The 14382-nt window shown below is 67.3% G+C and carries 15 protein-coding genes, 1 tRNA gene and 1 pseudogene; 7 read left to right on the top strand and 10 right to left on the bottom strand.

The window, feature by feature from the left end; genetic code table 11:
• Entirely contained in the window at window positions 1–1161 is a 1161-nt protein-coding gene (locus ACLQ22_RS00575; protein WP_425690569.1) for a glycine amidinotransferase, read from the bottom strand.
• Between the two features lie 421 nt (window positions 1162–1582).
• Here ACLQ22_RS00575 and ACLQ22_RS00570 point away from each other — a divergent pair, with 421 nt between their 5' ends.
• Genes ACLQ22_RS00570 through ACLQ22_RS00550 form a run of 5 tightly spaced genes read left to right on the top strand, consistent with a single transcriptional unit; the run spans window position 1583 to window position 6265 of the window.
• Window positions 1583–2620: a methyltransferase gene (locus ACLQ22_RS00570; protein WP_425690568.1), complete on the top strand. Its 1038-nt coding sequence runs from the start codon at window positions 1583–1585 to the stop codon at window positions 2618–2620.
• A 42-nt stretch (window positions 2621–2662) separates the two neighbouring features.
• On the top strand, window positions 2663–4000 hold the full coding sequence (locus ACLQ22_RS00565) for a DUF6002 family protein (protein WP_425690567.1): 1338 nt from the start codon (window positions 2663–2665) through the stop codon (window positions 3998–4000).
• A 37-nt stretch (window positions 4001–4037) separates the two neighbouring features.
• The gene (locus tag ACLQ22_RS00560; RefSeq protein ID WP_425690566.1) at window positions 4038–5186 is read left to right on the top strand and encodes a glycine amidinotransferase; all 1149 of its coding nucleotides are present in this window, start codon (window positions 4038–4040) and stop codon (window positions 5184–5186) included.
• 9 nt (window positions 5187–5195) lie between these two features.
• A complete protein-coding gene (locus ACLQ22_RS00555; protein ID WP_357716133.1) occupies window positions 5196–5699 on the top strand; it encodes a thiamine pyrophosphate-binding protein in 504 nt (167 codons plus the stop codon).
• On the top strand, window positions 5696–6265 hold the full coding sequence (locus tag ACLQ22_RS00550) for a thiamine pyrophosphate-dependent enzyme (RefSeq protein ID WP_425690565.1): 570 nt from the start codon (window positions 5696–5698) through the stop codon (window positions 6263–6265). Before ACLQ22_RS00555 ends, ACLQ22_RS00550 begins: the two co-directional genes overlap by 4 nt.
• Before the next feature lie 143 nt (window positions 6266–6408).
• Here ACLQ22_RS00550 and ACLQ22_RS00545 read toward each other — a convergent pair whose 3' ends face one another.
• On the bottom strand, window positions 6409–6855 hold the full coding sequence (locus ACLQ22_RS00545) for a hypothetical protein (protein WP_425690564.1): 447 nt from the start codon (window positions 6853–6855) through the stop codon (window positions 6409–6411).
• A gap of 187 nt (window positions 6856–7042) precedes the next feature.
• Between ACLQ22_RS00545 and ACLQ22_RS00540 the strand changes: the two genes are divergently transcribed.
• Window positions 7043–7285: a hypothetical protein gene (locus ACLQ22_RS00540; RefSeq protein ID WP_425690563.1), complete on the top strand. Its 243-nt coding sequence runs from the start codon at window positions 7043–7045 to the stop codon at window positions 7283–7285.
• 9 nt (window positions 7286–7294) lie between these two features.
• Here ACLQ22_RS00540 and ACLQ22_RS00535 read toward each other — a convergent pair.
• From ACLQ22_RS00535 to ACLQ22_RS00515, 5 genes and pseudogenes are all read right to left on the bottom strand, one after another.
• Window positions 7295–7367 (bottom strand) — tRNA-Arg (locus tag ACLQ22_RS00535).
• A 409-nt stretch (window positions 7368–7776) separates the two neighbouring features.
• Window positions 7777–8232, bottom strand: a complete 456-nt coding sequence (locus ACLQ22_RS00530) for a SitI3 family protein (RefSeq protein WP_425690562.1) — start codon at window positions 8230–8232, stop codon at window positions 7777–7779.
• Between the two features lie 14 nt (window positions 8233–8246).
• Window positions 8247–8657, bottom strand: coding sequence for a hypothetical protein (locus ACLQ22_RS00525; RefSeq protein WP_088986537.1), 411 nt, complete (start codon window positions 8655–8657; stop codon window positions 8247–8249).
• A 185-nt stretch (window positions 8658–8842) separates the two neighbouring features.
• Entirely contained in the window at window positions 8843–9370 is a 528-nt protein-coding gene (locus ACLQ22_RS00520; RefSeq protein ID WP_425690561.1) for a DUF6244 family protein, read from the bottom strand.
• Between the two features lie 334 nt (window positions 9371–9704).
• Window positions 9705–10163: pseudogene (locus ACLQ22_RS00515) on the bottom strand (IS110 family transposase); the annotation flags it as partial.
• A gap of 532 nt (window positions 10164–10695) precedes the next feature.
• Here ACLQ22_RS00515 and ACLQ22_RS00510 point away from each other — a divergent pair.
• The gene (locus ACLQ22_RS00510; RefSeq protein ID WP_425690560.1) at window positions 10696–11256 is read left to right on the top strand and encodes a hypothetical protein; all 561 of its coding nucleotides are present in this window, start codon (window positions 10696–10698) and stop codon (window positions 11254–11256) included.
• A gap of 907 nt (window positions 11257–12163) precedes the next feature.
• Here the strand turns inward: ACLQ22_RS00510 and ACLQ22_RS00505 are convergent.
• The 3 genes from ACLQ22_RS00505 to ACLQ22_RS00495 all read right to left on the bottom strand — a co-directional run bounded on the left by ACLQ22_RS00505 (window position 12164) and on the right by ACLQ22_RS00495 (window position 13740).
• Window positions 12164–12367 carry a cold-shock protein gene (locus tag ACLQ22_RS00505; RefSeq protein ID WP_007074326.1) on the bottom strand — a complete coding sequence of 68 codons (204 nt, stop codon included), beginning with the start codon at window positions 12365–12367 and terminating at the stop codon, window positions 12164–12166.
• A gap of 219 nt (window positions 12368–12586) precedes the next feature.
• Complete coding sequence (locus tag ACLQ22_RS00500) at window positions 12587–13048, bottom strand: ATP-binding protein (RefSeq protein WP_425690559.1); 462 nt, start codon at window positions 13046–13048, stop codon at window positions 12587–12589.
• A gap of 395 nt (window positions 13049–13443) precedes the next feature.
• On the bottom strand, window positions 13444–13740 hold the full coding sequence (locus tag ACLQ22_RS00495; RefSeq protein WP_400324897.1) for a helix-turn-helix domain-containing protein: 297 nt from the start codon (window positions 13738–13740) through the stop codon (window positions 13444–13446).
• Window positions 13741–14382: the final 642 nt, after the last annotated feature.

The raw sequence follows: 14382 nt of genomic DNA, 5'->3' as shown, positions 1-14382 counted from the left end.
TCAGCCGAGATAATCTTCCGCGCCGCCCTCGCGGACGGTGTCCAGGGTGAAGCAGTGGAAGCCCCCGCCGAACAGCCGGCGATGCCGGTGCCGGACCGGCACGACGGTGAAGCCGTTGCGCTCCAGCGTGCGCACCAGCTCCGGACACGCCTCGTTGACCAGGACCGTCCCCGGGTCGACCGAGAGCACGTTGAGGTCGATGAACGGGCTGGTGAGGATCAGGTCGTCGTCGTCGTAGCGGGGGAAGTTGTCACCCTCCGGCTCGGGCGCGACGATGTGGTCCCACCTGCGCAGCGGCTCGGGGAGCTTCTCCACCACCTGTGCGGAGCGCACCAGCAGGGTGCCCGGCCGCAACGCCAGCACCATGCTGTCGATGTGGCTGTCGCTGAGCTGGTGCACCCGGTGGATGCGGAAGCGCCCCTCCAGGTGTCGTTCGAGCCAGTCGCACGCCAGCGCGTGGTTCGCCGTCGAGACGTTGACGACGACGTCCCGACCCAGTCGCAGGCACTGGGCGCCGTCGAACATCATCTCGAACCCCACGTCGTACGGTGAGGGACCCGGATCCTCGATCGCCTCGGTGGGCCCGCCCGCCGTGCCGGTCCGGACGTAGGACAGGTCGAACGACGCGTCGGTCATCAACGGCCGAGGCATGACCGTCCACCGCGCACCCCGTCGGAAGTACTCGGCGAAGATCGGCTTGAGCAACTGCGTCTCGAAGTACCGCGAACGGATCATCGGTGGCGTCTCGATGATCTCGTCGCCGAGGATCAGGGTGTTGTCCCGCACGTTGAGCGGCGGGACGACGGCGGCCGACCACGCCGGCGTGGCCACCTCCACGGTGGACGCGTCCACGTCGAGCGGCCGGTGGACGGTGACCGACAGGGACTCGAGGGTCTTCGCGATCCCGTCGAGGTCCTCGCACAGTTCAGCGACGTACCGCTGCTTGATCGGCACCCGGCCGGGCTCCGGCGTCGGCCCGCCGGTGCCGCGCGCCGCCAGCCGCGGGTAGTACCACTCGGTGCGGAACGACCGGTTTTCCCTGATGTTGTCGTGGAAGAACAGGTCGAATGACAGCTCGCGCTCGTGCGACACGTAGTTCTCGGCCGACCCGACAATTACTTCCTTGAGCGGCGACCACTCATCAAAGCTGTTGAGCTGCATGCACTCCCCCGGGGCTGCATCCGATTAGTCTGCGCCGGACACCCCGCGGTGCCAGTGGTTCGGCCCTACCGGAGGTGTCAAGAGGTGCGCAAGACTCTGACCACAAGCGCTTTCATTCGCTGATCCGGGCACCTGAGGCGTTCGTAATCACCTAATCACAGAGAATCACCTCGGTACATGTGATCCACGTCACACTATTTGGGTCGCTCCGCCTTTCGGCCTTCCGGTAGTCTCGCCAACGCGGTCCACCCATTCAGTCTGCTCGATCGAGCCATGGGGTGATCAGAAGAGACGGGGGTCTCTGCGACAAATTCCGAGTTCAAACGCGGCCGCCACCCGCGATGGTGATTTAATCGCGAGATGGCGCCGAAACAATTCCTGCCCGGAATTCTCGCCAATCCACACAGGAGCGATGGGATTTATGCGCGCCGTACACGAAGGCGATCCGGTCTACGACCGTTTCCAGTTCTTGATGAACGCTCCCGCGTTGTTCAACGCGGTGGCCACCTCGGTCGAGCTGAGGATCTTCCACTTCCTCGCCGACCGGCCGGAGTCCACGTTCGACCAGATCCGCGAGTTCACGGATCTGCCGCCGCACCAGCTCCGCGTCCTCCTCCAGGCGGTCTGTTCGACCGGGCTACTGACCCGGCACGACGGCCGGTACGCGAACTCGACGGTCGCCCAGGACCTCCTCGCCTCCGACGACGAGGACAGTTGGGCGCACATCATCGTCGGCTGGAAGGAGGTCTACTACCCCGCCTTCGCGCAGATGACGAAGGCGCTGCGAGCGGGCACCAACACCGCGCTCGACGCCTACCCCGGCGACGAACCCACGCTCTACCAGCGGCTTTCCCGCGATCCCGAACTCGAGGCGGTGTTCCACCGCGCGATGAGCGCCTTCACGCTGCGCTCCGTCGACGCGCTGGTCGAACGGCCGGAGTTCGCCGAGGTACGGCACCTGCTCGACGTCGGCGGGGGCGACGGCACGACGTCCATCCGCCTCGCCGCCCGCCACGGTCAACTCAAGTCGACGATCTTCGACATCCCCAGCGTGTCCAGACTCGCCGACGGCAAGACGACCTCGCTGGCCGACCGGGTCGACCTGCTCCCCGGCAACATGTTCACCGACGACTTCCCCCTCGGCCCGGACGCCGTCCTCTTCAGCCACGTGCTGGAGATCTTCTCCGGCGAGCAGATCCTGGCGATGCTGAAGAAGGCGTACGACGTACTGCCGGCCGGCGGACGCGTATTCCTCTACGGCTACAACGTCTCCGACGACGAGACCAGCGGCATCTTCTCGGCGCGACTCGGCCTCTACTTCAACGTGCTCGCGAGCGGGCAGGGAATGGCCTACCCGGCGGCAGACTATGAGCGCTGGTTGCGTCAGGTGGGTTTCCAGGATGTGACGACGGTCCGCGGCCTTCCTTTCGAACACGGCCTCAGCATGGGCACCAAATAGCATCGACGACCGAAGTAAGCGCGGAACCGGAAGGCTGTCCACATGCTTCTCGAGAACGCCCTCGCACACTATTACCCGCAGGTTCAAGAGGCACTGCGAACACTGCTGGGCAATTCAGGGTCGAGCGAGTTCACGCCCGGTGTCGACCTGCCCGAACTGACGCCCGCGGTGCGCGAGTACCTTTCGGCCTCCGAACTGAGGCACACCCGGATGGGGCAGTACCGCGGCAAGGACCTCTCGCTGCTGGACCTCACCCGCAATCCCGGGACGATGACGACCAAGACGTTCGCCTCGCTGGTCATCGTCGCCCGCGCGGTTCGGCACATCCAGAGCACCGGCGAGCGCGTCACGATCGTCACGCCGTCCTCCGCCAACAAGGCCGTCGCCATGCGCGACGCGGTGCTGCGGGCGATCACCGCCGGGTTGGTCACGCCCGACCAGCTCAACGTCGCGGTCGTCGTGCCGGCCGGTTCCGTGCACAAGATCCGCGCGTCGGAGCTGCTCACCGACCCGCACCTACGCGCCCGCAATCCCATCGCGGTGTACCGCGGCGAGGTGGCCGGAACCGTGAAGACGATCGCGCGAAACATGTTCGACAAGCACGGGGAGGCGCTGGAGAAGAGCGCCAAGACCAACCTCTGGTACACCCTCCAGTTGGAGAACTACCTGGCCGCCGACGTGGTGCGGGCGCTGGCGGAGGCCGAGTTCTTCCCGCCGGCCACGGCTGAGCCGCGGCTGCACGTGCACGCCGTGTCCAGCGCGTACGGCCTGCTTGGGCACGCGTACGGCCGGGAACGGTTCGGCGGTCCCGGCCTGCCCTCGCGGTACTTCCTCGTGCAGCACCTCGGCGCGCCCGACATGGTGATCAGCCTCTACAACGACGGCGCATTCGACACCGCACACCTGCCCGCCTACTCCTACGAGGCGGAGTCCGGCCGTTACGTCCAGCGGGAGAGCCCGCACTTCCCAGCGGTCACCTTCGACCCGCGGGAGACGCTGGACCCGACCTTCTACACCAGGACCCCGGTGACCTCACCCCGGATGAACTCGCTGATCCACAACCAGGGCGGCGGCGGGGTGGTGGTCTCGCTCGCCGAGTGCCTCGAGCGGTTCGGCCAGGTGCGCTCCCTGCTGGGCGCGGCCGGCGTGCCGGTCGCGGCGAACCCGACCGCCCTGCGCGAGTGGTCGCTGGTCATGGCGGTGACCGGGATCCTGAACGCCATCGACCGGGACCTGGTGCCGGAGGACGACATCGTCGTGCACGGTTCCGGCTGCTACTCCGTCGGCGACTTCGACGAGGTGACCCTCCGCGACATGCACGAGGTCGGCACCGACGACGACTCGCTCAGGAACGTGGTGCTGGAAGCCACCGCGCTGTGACCGCCCACCGCCGCTCCACGAGGAAGGGACCCTCTCGATGCGCCTGAACAGCTACGACGACTTCTCACCACTCAAGGAGGTCGTCCTCGGCTCCGCGGCGAACTACCTCGAACGCATCCATGACCTGTCGTTCGACATGTTCGTCAGCGACAACCTCACCGGCGCCAAGGGCTACTACCCGAGCATCACGGACTGGCACGACGGCGCCTCCCGCGCCAGCCGCAACGAACCGCACCGGCTCGCGACGAAGAAGCGCTTCCTCGGCGAGCTCATCGAGGACGTCGAGGGCATCTCGACCATCCTCGAATCCCTGGGGGTACGGGTCCTGCGGCCGATGCCGCTCGACCCAGAGCCGAAGGACATGGCGACCCCCGCCTGGTCGGCGCCGGTCACTCCCCCGCTCAACGTACGGGACAACACGCTGATCCTCGGCGACGAGATCATCGAGACGCCGCCGACCCTGCGGGCGAGGTACTTCGAGACGCAGTTCCTCAAGCCGATCTTCATGCGGTACTTCGCCGAGGGCGCACGCTGGACGACGATGCCCCGGCCGATGATGACCGACGCCTCGTTCGACCCGGAGAACGTCGCGAACGCGGCGCCCAACATCGAGGTGCCGGTGCACCCGCAGCCGTCGCCGTACGACGTCGGCCCGGAGATCATGATCGACGGCGCGAACTGCCTGCGGCTCGGCCACGATCTGATCGTCAACATCTCCAACGCCAACCACGCGCTGGCGTGCGACTGGCTGGAACGGCACCTGGCGGGGCGCTTCCGCGTCCACCGCATGCACAAGCTGACCCAGAGCCACATCGACAGCGTGGTGATCCCGCTGCGGCCGGGCACCCTGCTCATCCGGTCCGAGCGGGTGCTCGACTTCCTGCCGGAACGGCTGCGCAGGTGGGACACGATCGTCTCGCCGGTTCCGGACGTCAGCGACTACCCGCAGTACGACAACGACGACCCGATCCCCGCCAGCCCGTACATCGACCTCAATCTGCTGTCGATCGACGAGAACACGGTGCTGGTCAACGACGCCTGCAAGACGCTGATCCGCACGCTGGAGGACCACAGGTTCACGGTGGTACCGGCGCGGCACCGGCACCGCCGGCTGTTCGGCGGCGGCTTCCACTGCTTCACCCTCGACACCGTCCGTACCGGCGGCGCCGAGGACTACCTCAGCTAGGAGGGGCTCATGGCGGTTCTCGACTGCGCATCGGCCCTGTCCGACGCACTGCTGGAGCGGAAGTTCGCACCGTTCTTCGGCACCCCCTGCGGCATCCTGGCGCCTCTCTACAGCCGGCTCGAGGCCGCCGCGAACCTGTGCACCGTCTCGCGCGAGGACAACGCGGTCGGTGTCGCCGCCGGGGCCGCGATGACGGGGAGGAGCCCCGTCGTCCTGATGCAGAACTCCGGCCTCGGCCAGTCGGTGAACGCCATCGCGTCACTCGTCGTGCCGTACCGGATCCCGATGCTCCTCATCGTCAGTCTGCGCGGCGTCCCCCCGGACTTCACCACGGAGAACATCGTCATGGGTCGTCTGACCGAACCAATGCTCCGCGAGGCGGGGATACCGACCGCCCAGCTCGACGAGGAGAACCTGTCGGCACGCACCGACTGGGCCAGCACCCTCGTCGTCGAGCGCCGCCAACCGGCGGCGCTGCTCGTTCCCCCGTCCCTGTTCGGGTGGCGGGCATGAACAAGACGGCCGCCATCCGCGCGCTCATCGAGGCGACATCCGCAGATCCGATCATCTTCACCACCGGTTACTCCTGCCGCATCGCCAGGAACGTGGCCGACCGGCCGAACCACTTCTACATGACCGGCAGCATGGGCCTGGCGGCCTCCATCGGCACCGGCATCGCCATGTCGACGGGCAAGCTCGTGGTCGTCGTCGATGGTGACGGCGCACTGACCATGAACCCTGGCTGCCTCATCACCGCCGGCGCGCTCGCCCACCTTCCGCTGTTCCACCTCGTCCTCGACGACGGCCGGTACGAGTCCACCGGGGGCCAGAACGTCCCGTCGCGACGCATCAACTTCACCGCTCTCGCCGAAGCCGCCGGATACACCGGCGTCTGGCACGTCGACGACCTGAGCAAGTTCAAGGAGTTGCTGCACAGCGAGCTGAGCACGTGCGCCAACCCCACGTTCGTGCACTGCGAACTCACCGAACAGGACGAGGCCGGCGCGCCGCCGAGAATCGAGGCCGAACTCGCGCAGCACCAGCTCCGGTTCAGCGGACACCTCGCCGCACGCCGGTGACCACCGACCGACGCCAACGCCGCTGAGGCCAGTTCCCAAGGCCACTCGTCGACAATCGTTCCGTGGATGGTCCGTGACGGTCCGGGCCATCCACGGACCGGCTGCGGCCGATGGTGGCGCAGGGATCGATGCAGTACGGCCAGCTAACCGTGCCCCTGCCCAAGCGAGCCGTTGTTTGCGCAGTGTGGGCACTCCGGGTCTCTACCGCCCGAGGGCCACAGGTACACGACCTCGTCGCCGGTCTCCTCCGCGAGCCGTTCGGCCAGCACCCGGCCGTTGGCACGCCAGCGCACCCAATCCTCGGTTGTCGTGGGCGGCGGCGTGTCGCACGTCCCACGCCATGCCGAGTGCTGGTGTCGGTCCTGCCAAGCCGCCCAGGTCTGCAGATCGGCGGCCAGCGCGGCGGAGATCCGTAGGTATGCGGGACCGACGGAGGCGCACACCTCTCGCGGCCGTTCGGCATGTCCCACGGGCAGCGTGATCCAGGCCCAGACAGGGAAGGCGCCGTAGTCGGTGTCGACGTCGAGCCGGCGCGCCCCGTCGGGCCGGCCATCGGGACAGTGACGGGAATGGAGTCGGAACTCCTTCATGGTCCGCAACTCAACACTCTGGTGGAGCTGAACTGCTCCATTGGGTCGATCACCCGCCCGTTCGGTCAAGATCACTGTACCTACTCGGCGCGGTACGCGAAGTGCCTATCGGTCGACGGTGACGTGCGCCGTCTTCGATGTCGGAGGAGCGAGGATAGACGACGGTCCCGGACACAGGAGGTGAGCCATGACGTCGAGCGGCGCCGAGCAGCCGCCCGTGTGGCCGGCCGCCGAGCACGTGCCGGCTGCGGAGTTGGCGTGTCGTCAGGGGATTCAGCCAGTCGCCTCCGTTGACGACCTGGCCCGGTCGGGCCTGTTCGGGCCGGACGAGGAGTTGGACGCCTTCCTCGCCGACCTGTACGCCTCCCGGCGGGCTGGCCATCCCGGGAGCCTCGTCGTCCTGGACACCGACGTAGCGTGTTCCTGCTGATCTTCGAGGTGCCCCCGGCAGGATTCGAACCTGCGACACACGGTTTAGGAAACCGATGCTCTATCCCCTGAGCTACGAGGGCGCGAGGGCCTAGTCTAGCGACCTGGGGGTTCACCTGGGGTGGCAGGGAGTGGCCCACGTTCACCCACGTTCCCCGGAACCCCGTTCGCCCAGCCCAGGACCACACCCGGAGCACACGAACCCCGGTTTGCGACCGGCGGTCGGCCGTGGTGACCCGCGTTGGCACCGGTTGACCCGGGTTGGCATCCGCTGGAGAGCACACACCGCGCACATCATCGAAGATCATGTGGGGCTACCCGCTTCCCCGGCTGGGCGCGCTTCCTACGGGGATGCGGCCACGTCGCCATCAGCCGGGCGGTGGCTCGGTCGCGGGTCAGCTCCGTCGGGTCGGCGAAGACGAGTCGACGTCACGCACGGACGGCGGGTCGAAGCCGCGTCGTCCGTCAGCGAGTCACCCACGCGCGGCTGGCTCATGGGGTGATGAGGTCGGCTACACCGTAGTGGCTCCACCAGGTAGGCCGATGTCTGCGGAGTTCGCCCGCGGTGCGGGTCAGCAGGAGCCAGTTTCCGTTCTGGACCAGCGCCGCGTCCTCCTGCCGGGCGGCCAACACCCGGGCCACGGCCTTCATCATGTTCGGGATGCCCTTGTCGACCACGTCGTCTGCCCGCATGGAGAAGTCGATGTCGACGTACGTCTCCGGCTCCCACTCCCAGCGGGCACCGTCGTCGGCCTCGGCATCGAAATAACCCTGGCTCCCTGAGGAGACGGTCAGCGCGTACCCGCGGGTGTCGTAGAGGCGAGCACTGAACAGCCGCGGGTTGGTGCCGCTCGGCCTGGGCTTCTCGGCGGCGTCCACCGCCACGAGATCAGCCACGTGGTCTAGGGGCAGGTCACCCGCCAGGGTCAACCTGAATTCGACAGCCATCTCTGCGCCTCTCCTCAGTCTCGACGGACGATCTGCACGATCGCGCCACTCGGCGTTACCGCGACGAGTTCTTTCAGTCTCTCGACGGGCCAGGTGTCGAACTGTGTCCGCAGGGCCGCGAGGTCTCCGTGCCAGTCGTGCAGGTTCAGCACCACGCGTTGGGTCTGTTCCTTGTCGACCTTGGCGCGGACCTCGCTCCAGACGCCCCGCACCGGCTTGCCGAGAGTGGGCGAATAGCAGTCGAACACATGACCCTCGATCAGGTAATCCGGGTCTTTGTTCGGGTTGCCCGAGTCGCCGGTACGGAGCCGGGCGTCGGCGATCTCCTGCCTGGTGGGGTTCTGGTGGACCCGGTAGCTCTTGCTGGCGACTATATCGGCGCATTCGTTCTCGAGCTCCAACGGACGCCGCCCTTCGTCGTCCAAGCGGGGCGGAATTCTGGTTCTCGGACCGGTCGGCGTCCCGCCCGGGACTCCGGTTGGCTGTCTGGTCCAGGGCGTGCCGTGGCCGTGGTCAGCGGATGTGGCGTCGCCGGCGGCATGAGGTGTCGACGGCGGGTCACCGTGCTCGGAAGGGGTAGGGCTGGTCGGTGGATGACCGCCAGCCCATGTCAGTTTCCCGAAGACCCCAGCTGCCGGGCCTGCGCGATCGCCGCTTCGACGGCCTGCCGGGCCCCGCCGGTGCGCGCAACGACCAGCACCAGGACCTGCTTGATGGCCTCCAGGGCCTGCAGCAGCGGCCCGGGCTGCCCGCCCTGCAGGACCATGGCGACGAGTTGCTGCGCCTCACCGACTCCGGTGATGGCCCCGGTCGCCGCGTCACGAGCGGCGTCCACGGCGCTCTGCACGGGCGCCAGCCCGGCGATCGTCTCCTGCGGGGTGGCCTCGTTCGGCACCACCGCGGTGGCCTTCGTCGCTTCACCGATCGAACCGGCGAGACTTCCCAGGCCGCCTTGGATGCTCGTGATCGCGTTGCGCACCCGCGCCACACCCGCCGCCACGGCCACGAAGCCCACGCCCGCGGCCCGTAACGCTACCTCCTGCGCCTGACTGTCAGCGGCGGCTGCCAACCCCTGCGCGCGTTCGACCCCGGTCATCAACGCGCGGAGCTCACCGGTGATCTTCTCGACCTGCGACACGTGGCCGGCGCCCCAATCGACGGTAATGAAAGTGCTTGATGCCTGAACCTACCGGGCTACTCGCGAGGCCACTAGACACCGGCTTTCGGCACCGCAGACAGCCACCGCGATGCGAACAAGTCGCTTGAGCGGCTTCCGATCCAGATTCCACCTCTGGTGGCAGGCGTGGATACCACTGGCCTCTCAGTTGTCGCCGATCCGCAACAGCGGCACGTCGTAGAGGCTCGCCTCAGGGATACGACGCATGACGGGCGCAGCGACCTCGATGATCAGCATCTCGGTGAGGAACTGGATCGTCGCGGCGAGCAGGTGACTGGTGTAGCCGGTCGCGCTGTGTGAGCAGCTCCTGCAACCGGAACAGGGTCGCGACACGCTGCCCGACGAGGTCGGCGCGATAGCCGGTGAGCTCGGCGAGGAGCCGGTCAGAGGGTTCCAGGATCGGGATATCGGAGCGCATGCGGATGGTCTGGGCGATGACCACCGCGTCGCGGGCGTCAGTCTTGTTCTCCCCGGCGAACGCGGCGGCCATGTGGAACGCGACCGTGCCGGAGACGTAGCGGACCTGGACCCGGCGCCGCCATAGCAGGGCCAGCAGCAGCGCGGACAGGCCGGTGGTGATGTCCACCGCCCAGCAGACCGGGCGGCCGTGCGTTGACACCTCGGCCATGACCGTCAGGAGGGCGGTTTCGTCGTTGGCGACGCGGCGGGAGTAGACCAACCGGCCGTCACCGTCGACCGCGGCGACATGGTGGTGGGCTTTGCCGATGTCCACGCCGATCCACAGCTTCCCCACCGTCTCGCCTGCCTTCGTTGATGAGTTTTTCGGATGGTCCTCGTCTGTGGATTCGGGTTGCCGGCACCTTCTAACGATGCGAACGCAGGTCGCGGGTCTCCATCAGCGGTCTACCGAATCTCGCAGACGACGAAGCGGCGGGTGGCATCTCCTACCGTCAGCCAAGCGATCTCGGCGAAACACACGCAGCCATACCCACCGTTCCCGGGCATCAGGGACTACGGCCACCAGGGCCGCGCCCGTTCAACCCGTCCGCCCGCGACGACGGGAGTGGATGGCACCTCGAAGGTCAGCCACAGAAACGGCGGAACACACAGAGGCCATCCCCACCCCCGGCCCAGCGGGCACGGCGACCCCAGCCTGCCGCACCCACCGCCGGAAATCTCGGACCCGCTGTGCGAGGTCCGGGAGCATCAGCCCCACATCGAGCGGGGAAGAGCTCGGTGTGACTGACCATGACGGAGGCCGCCGACCGCCCCGCGACCGGCGCGATTTTCACGCCAACCATCACCGCAGCGGCTTGAATAGCGGTGTGCAGGTCAGCAAGGACGGGCGGAGTTGGCGCATCGGCGCCGCCGCCGACGTGGGCTGGATCGCTGGTCACACCACTGCCGGCGTCTCGATCACCACCGCCATCCCAGAGATCTTCGACGCCTACGCCACCACGTACCAGGCCGACGACGTCACCGCCGCCGCCTACGAGCACGCCCTGGTGGAAGACCTCATCACGCACACCCCCGACCAGCCGTGGTGGCTGGCCTACCTCGACACCGGCGCCCACGACGTCGTCTTCCCCCATGCCCCCAGGGTGTCGCTCTACTGGAACTGGCCGTACGTGCTGGTCGAGGCCGGCCCTGAGCAGGCCCTAACCTGGCGGACCGGTGGTCACATGCGCCACCCCCGCGGATCGCTACCCGACCTGTTCTTCCCCGCAGACCGATCATGGCTGGTCTCCGCACTCTGGGACGACACCTGGACCTGCGTCGGCGGCCCGGAACCACTGATCCACACCCTCCAACGAGATCCCCTGGCCAACGCCCGCCGGGTTCGACCCGACGAAGACGCGCTGCCACCGGGCCTGACCCGCGAGTGACACCCCGAAGGCTGGCGACGGTCGAGTCAGCCGGAACCACGGGGTCATTTTCAGGCGGGGCCGACAGAGCCAGGTGCGCGCACTCTCCTGGGAAGGAACGACTGTTCGCTGCACGCACCCTCGTAACGCACCCGGGACGCTCGGTCAGCGGCTAGAGAGTTGACGGTTCCTGGCAGAGTCTACCGATCAACACGGTCTTGCCCTCGTCGCTGCGTCAGAGCAGATTGACCGCGTCGCGGCGGCGATGTAGCCGGCGTATGATCAGAATGATGCGGGTCCGCGGCCTGCCAACGACATCAATACCTGCGTGGCGAGTAGCTTGCGTATGCCGGTGACGGCGACTGTCCCCACGCGATCGTAGGGCAGCTCCAATTGCAGCCCCCTGGACTGCGTTGCGAAGGTCTGTCGTGATCTCGTCCCGGACGGAACGTGCCGCCCCAGCCGTTGAGTCCTCCGCGCTGGTTGGTACTGAGGGAAGCCATGCCGGAGATGCAGGCGCCGTCGACCAGGATCAGCCTCGCAGGACCGGAGTAGGTCGTCGTCATAGTCATCAACCCTTAGGATGTAGCGCCGTGCACCCCGGGTCCCGGCTGTCTGACAGTCATCGGGAGGTAAGGCGTCGAGTCCGACCATGGTGTGTTCCACCTGACCGCGACCGTACGTGCCTCGACCGTCAGGGCGGCGATGCGGTATTCGGCTCGTTAGGGGTAAGGGTCGATGCTTGGCAGTCTAGCGCCCGAGGTCCGAATCGCTCCAGGAGGAGAACACGGGGGCAATGCTGAGCTGGTTCCACACCGAGATGACCGGCCTTCTGCCGATCGACGATTTTCGCGATGCCGTGGTGAGCGCATGAAACGCCGAACGGCGGCCCGCTGAACCAGTCGGACCGCCGCTCACAGAATGTGGATCAAAGCGGGCGGATGTTCTCCGCCTGCGGGCCCTTCTGGCCCTGGGTGATGTCGAACTCCACCTTCTGATTCTCGTCGAGGCTGCGGAAGCCGCTCGCCGAGATCGCGGAGAAGTGGGCGAAGACGTCGGCGCCGCCGCCGTCCGGGCTGATGAAGCCGAAGCCCTTGTCGGCGTTGAACCACTTCACGGTACCTGTAGTCATGTCTGCTCCTTCGCAGGCTGTGAGAGACCGCACTGTGCGGACCCTTACGCCGCCGCGTTGATCACCCGCGTCGAAACGACACGAAAAACGAAAAGCGCCTGGATGGGTTTCAGATGCCCCATCAGGCGCCGGAAAACGTCTACGGAAATCAAAACTGCAACTCGGCTACCGTAGCACATGATCCGTCATCGATCCGATGGCGGGGAGTGGACCTGCCAATCAGCTTGCTTTCCTGCGGAGGCGCGCCCGGATCCACGCCGCGCTCGGCGAAACCCGGCGCGCCTGGCGATCGTGGACGCGCTCACCCTGGGTGACGCCGCTCCCCTCGACGAGATGCGCGACCTCCTCACCGTCCTCGACGCCCTCAACACTGCAACCGGCACCGACCGCGCCGATTTGCTCGACAGGCTTGCCACGTTCCACACCCGCCGCCACAGCCCTATCGACCATCAGTCCTTTGGTGAGCTGCTGCGCCAGCCACAGTCCCCGGTGGCCGACCTCCCCCGGCGACGGCAGGGCGACGTCTACCTCACCCAACCCAGGCCCGTCGTCGCTGACCTGGCAGGTCAGCAGGCCAGAGTGCTGGAACAGACGCACCTCGCCGCTACCCCCGCCATGGCGCACCACGTTGGTGACCAACTCGTGCACCGCCAACACGAAGTCCTCCAGCCCGTGGCCCACCAGACCCGCCGAACGGGCTGCCGCCGACCGCGTGTCGCAGCGCGGTCACCCGCGCAGCGGTGATCTCTTTCGACAACAACGCCGCTTCGTCGGCGCCACGAGCGGTGCGCCACCCGGCACCCACGTCGTCCGTCCCGCCGCTGCCCATGGTCGGACGCTACACGCGGCCGACCCGCCGCGCCCCGAGCACCGGCGGCCGACGGCCGCCTCGGACCGCTGGTCACGAACAGCAACATCCCGGCCGACGGCCGGGATGCGAAGAGGTGCGACGAGCAGGAGTACGGGCTACCAGGACCGAGCCGGGGACGGGGGACTCTCGCTCTGGCGGGCGGCCGGCTCATCACCCGACGGCCTCAGCCGAGAGCGGGCCGGCCAGTCTGCCGCCACGGCCCACGCTACTGCTTCTCGTTCTGCCGCAGGGCCTCCTCGAGCTGGTCTTCCAAGATGATGATCCGGCAGGCGGCTTCCAGGGCGATGCCCTGATCCACCATCTCGCGGGCCCGGGCGGCCAGACGCAACTGGTAGCGGGAGTAGCGGCGGTGCCCGCCGGCGGAGCGGTGCGGGTTGATCAGTTTCGCCTCGTCCAGGCGGCGCAGGAAGTCCTGCGTGGTGCCGAGCATCTCCGCGGCCTGACCGATGGTGTAGGCCGGAGTGTTCTCGTCGCCGAACATGTCATCGGGGTTTCGCCCCATGTCACCTCCACGTCGAGGGCCCCGGCGCTTACGCGCCGGGGCCCAGGGTTACGGGTCAGAACACCATCTACCGACAGGAACGTCGGCTTGTCGTATCCGCACCAGCCGCAACTGACGGCTTCGGGTGCGAGGATCGCATATGCGTGACCGGAGACCACCTCTCGTTCGATGGAAACTGCGGTGTCCGCCGAGCCTGGAATGACGGCTACTGGCGGGCGATCCAACGGTGTACGGGCCCTCCCTTTCCTCTGCGTCTTCTTACCCTTGCGGTCGTACGGTCTGCCGGCGCCGGAGCCCACGCGACTTCATGGCCCCGACACGTACGGCGAACATCAGCTGGAGCCCTGAGCAAGCCTTGGCCCCACCTGCGCGCCCCATCGCGCATCACACGTTGGGGCTGACGTACTCCTACTGCCGTTCTGGCGGAACGAATCCCGCTTCTTGCCGTCCGTCGTGACCTCACGGCCGGGCGGCCTCGTCTGCGTCTTTGACAGATCTTCTCTCTCGACTCGAAGAAGAGTATTCCACAACGCCGAGGATGTCTAGTTGTTCCAGCCTAGATTCTCTGGTCGGACGTCGTCAGGGTCACCGGCGTGCCCCAGCAGGCACGGCGAGGGCCGCGCCGACATCGACCCGACACCG

Origin of the sequence: Micromonospora sp. DT178, from assembly GCF_049841695.1 — a bacterium.
Classification (GTDB): domain Bacteria; phylum Actinomycetota; class Actinomycetes; order Mycobacteriales; family Micromonosporaceae; genus Micromonospora.
The sequence above is the reverse complement of the archived record's forward strand: the minus strand, read 5'-3'. Positions and strand labels throughout refer to the sequence as shown.

What these genes read in the sequence shown, in the direction of transcription:
- ACLQ22_RS00575 (WP_425690569.1), bottom strand. Translation starts at nt 1,161, where the DNA reads ATGCAGCTCAACAGCTTTGATGAGTGGTCGCCGCTCAAGGAAGTAATT.
- ACLQ22_RS00570 (WP_425690568.1), top strand. Translation starts at nt 1,583, where the DNA reads ATGCGCGCCGTACACGAAGGCGATCCGGTCTACGACCGTTTCCAGTTC.
- ACLQ22_RS00565 (WP_425690567.1), top strand. Translation starts at nt 2,663, where the DNA reads ATGCTTCTCGAGAACGCCCTCGCACACTATTACCCGCAGGTTCAAGAG.
- ACLQ22_RS00560 (WP_425690566.1), top strand. Translation starts at nt 4,038, where the DNA reads ATGCGCCTGAACAGCTACGACGACTTCTCACCACTCAAGGAGGTCGTC.
- ACLQ22_RS00555 (WP_357716133.1), top strand. Translation starts at nt 5,196, where the DNA reads ATGGCGGTTCTCGACTGCGCATCGGCCCTGTCCGACGCACTGCTGGAG.
- ACLQ22_RS00550 (WP_425690565.1), top strand. Translation starts at nt 5,696, where the DNA reads ATGAACAAGACGGCCGCCATCCGCGCGCTCATCGAGGCGACATCCGCA.
- ACLQ22_RS00545 (WP_425690564.1), bottom strand. Translation starts at nt 6,855, where the DNA reads ATGAAGGAGTTCCGACTCCATTCCCGTCACTGTCCCGATGGCCGGCCC.
- ACLQ22_RS00540 (WP_425690563.1), top strand. Translation starts at nt 7,043, where the DNA reads ATGACGTCGAGCGGCGCCGAGCAGCCGCCCGTGTGGCCGGCCGCCGAG.
- ACLQ22_RS00530 (WP_425690562.1), bottom strand. Translation starts at nt 8,232, where the DNA reads ATGGCTGTCGAATTCAGGTTGACCCTGGCGGGTGACCTGCCCCTAGAC.
- ACLQ22_RS00505 (WP_007074326.1), bottom strand. Translation starts at nt 12,367, where the DNA reads ATGACTACAGGTACCGTGAAGTGGTTCAACGCCGACAAGGGCTTCGGC.
- ACLQ22_RS00495 (WP_400324897.1), bottom strand. Translation starts at nt 13,740, where the DNA reads ATGGGGCGAAACCCCGATGACATGTTCGGCGACGAGAACACTCCGGCC.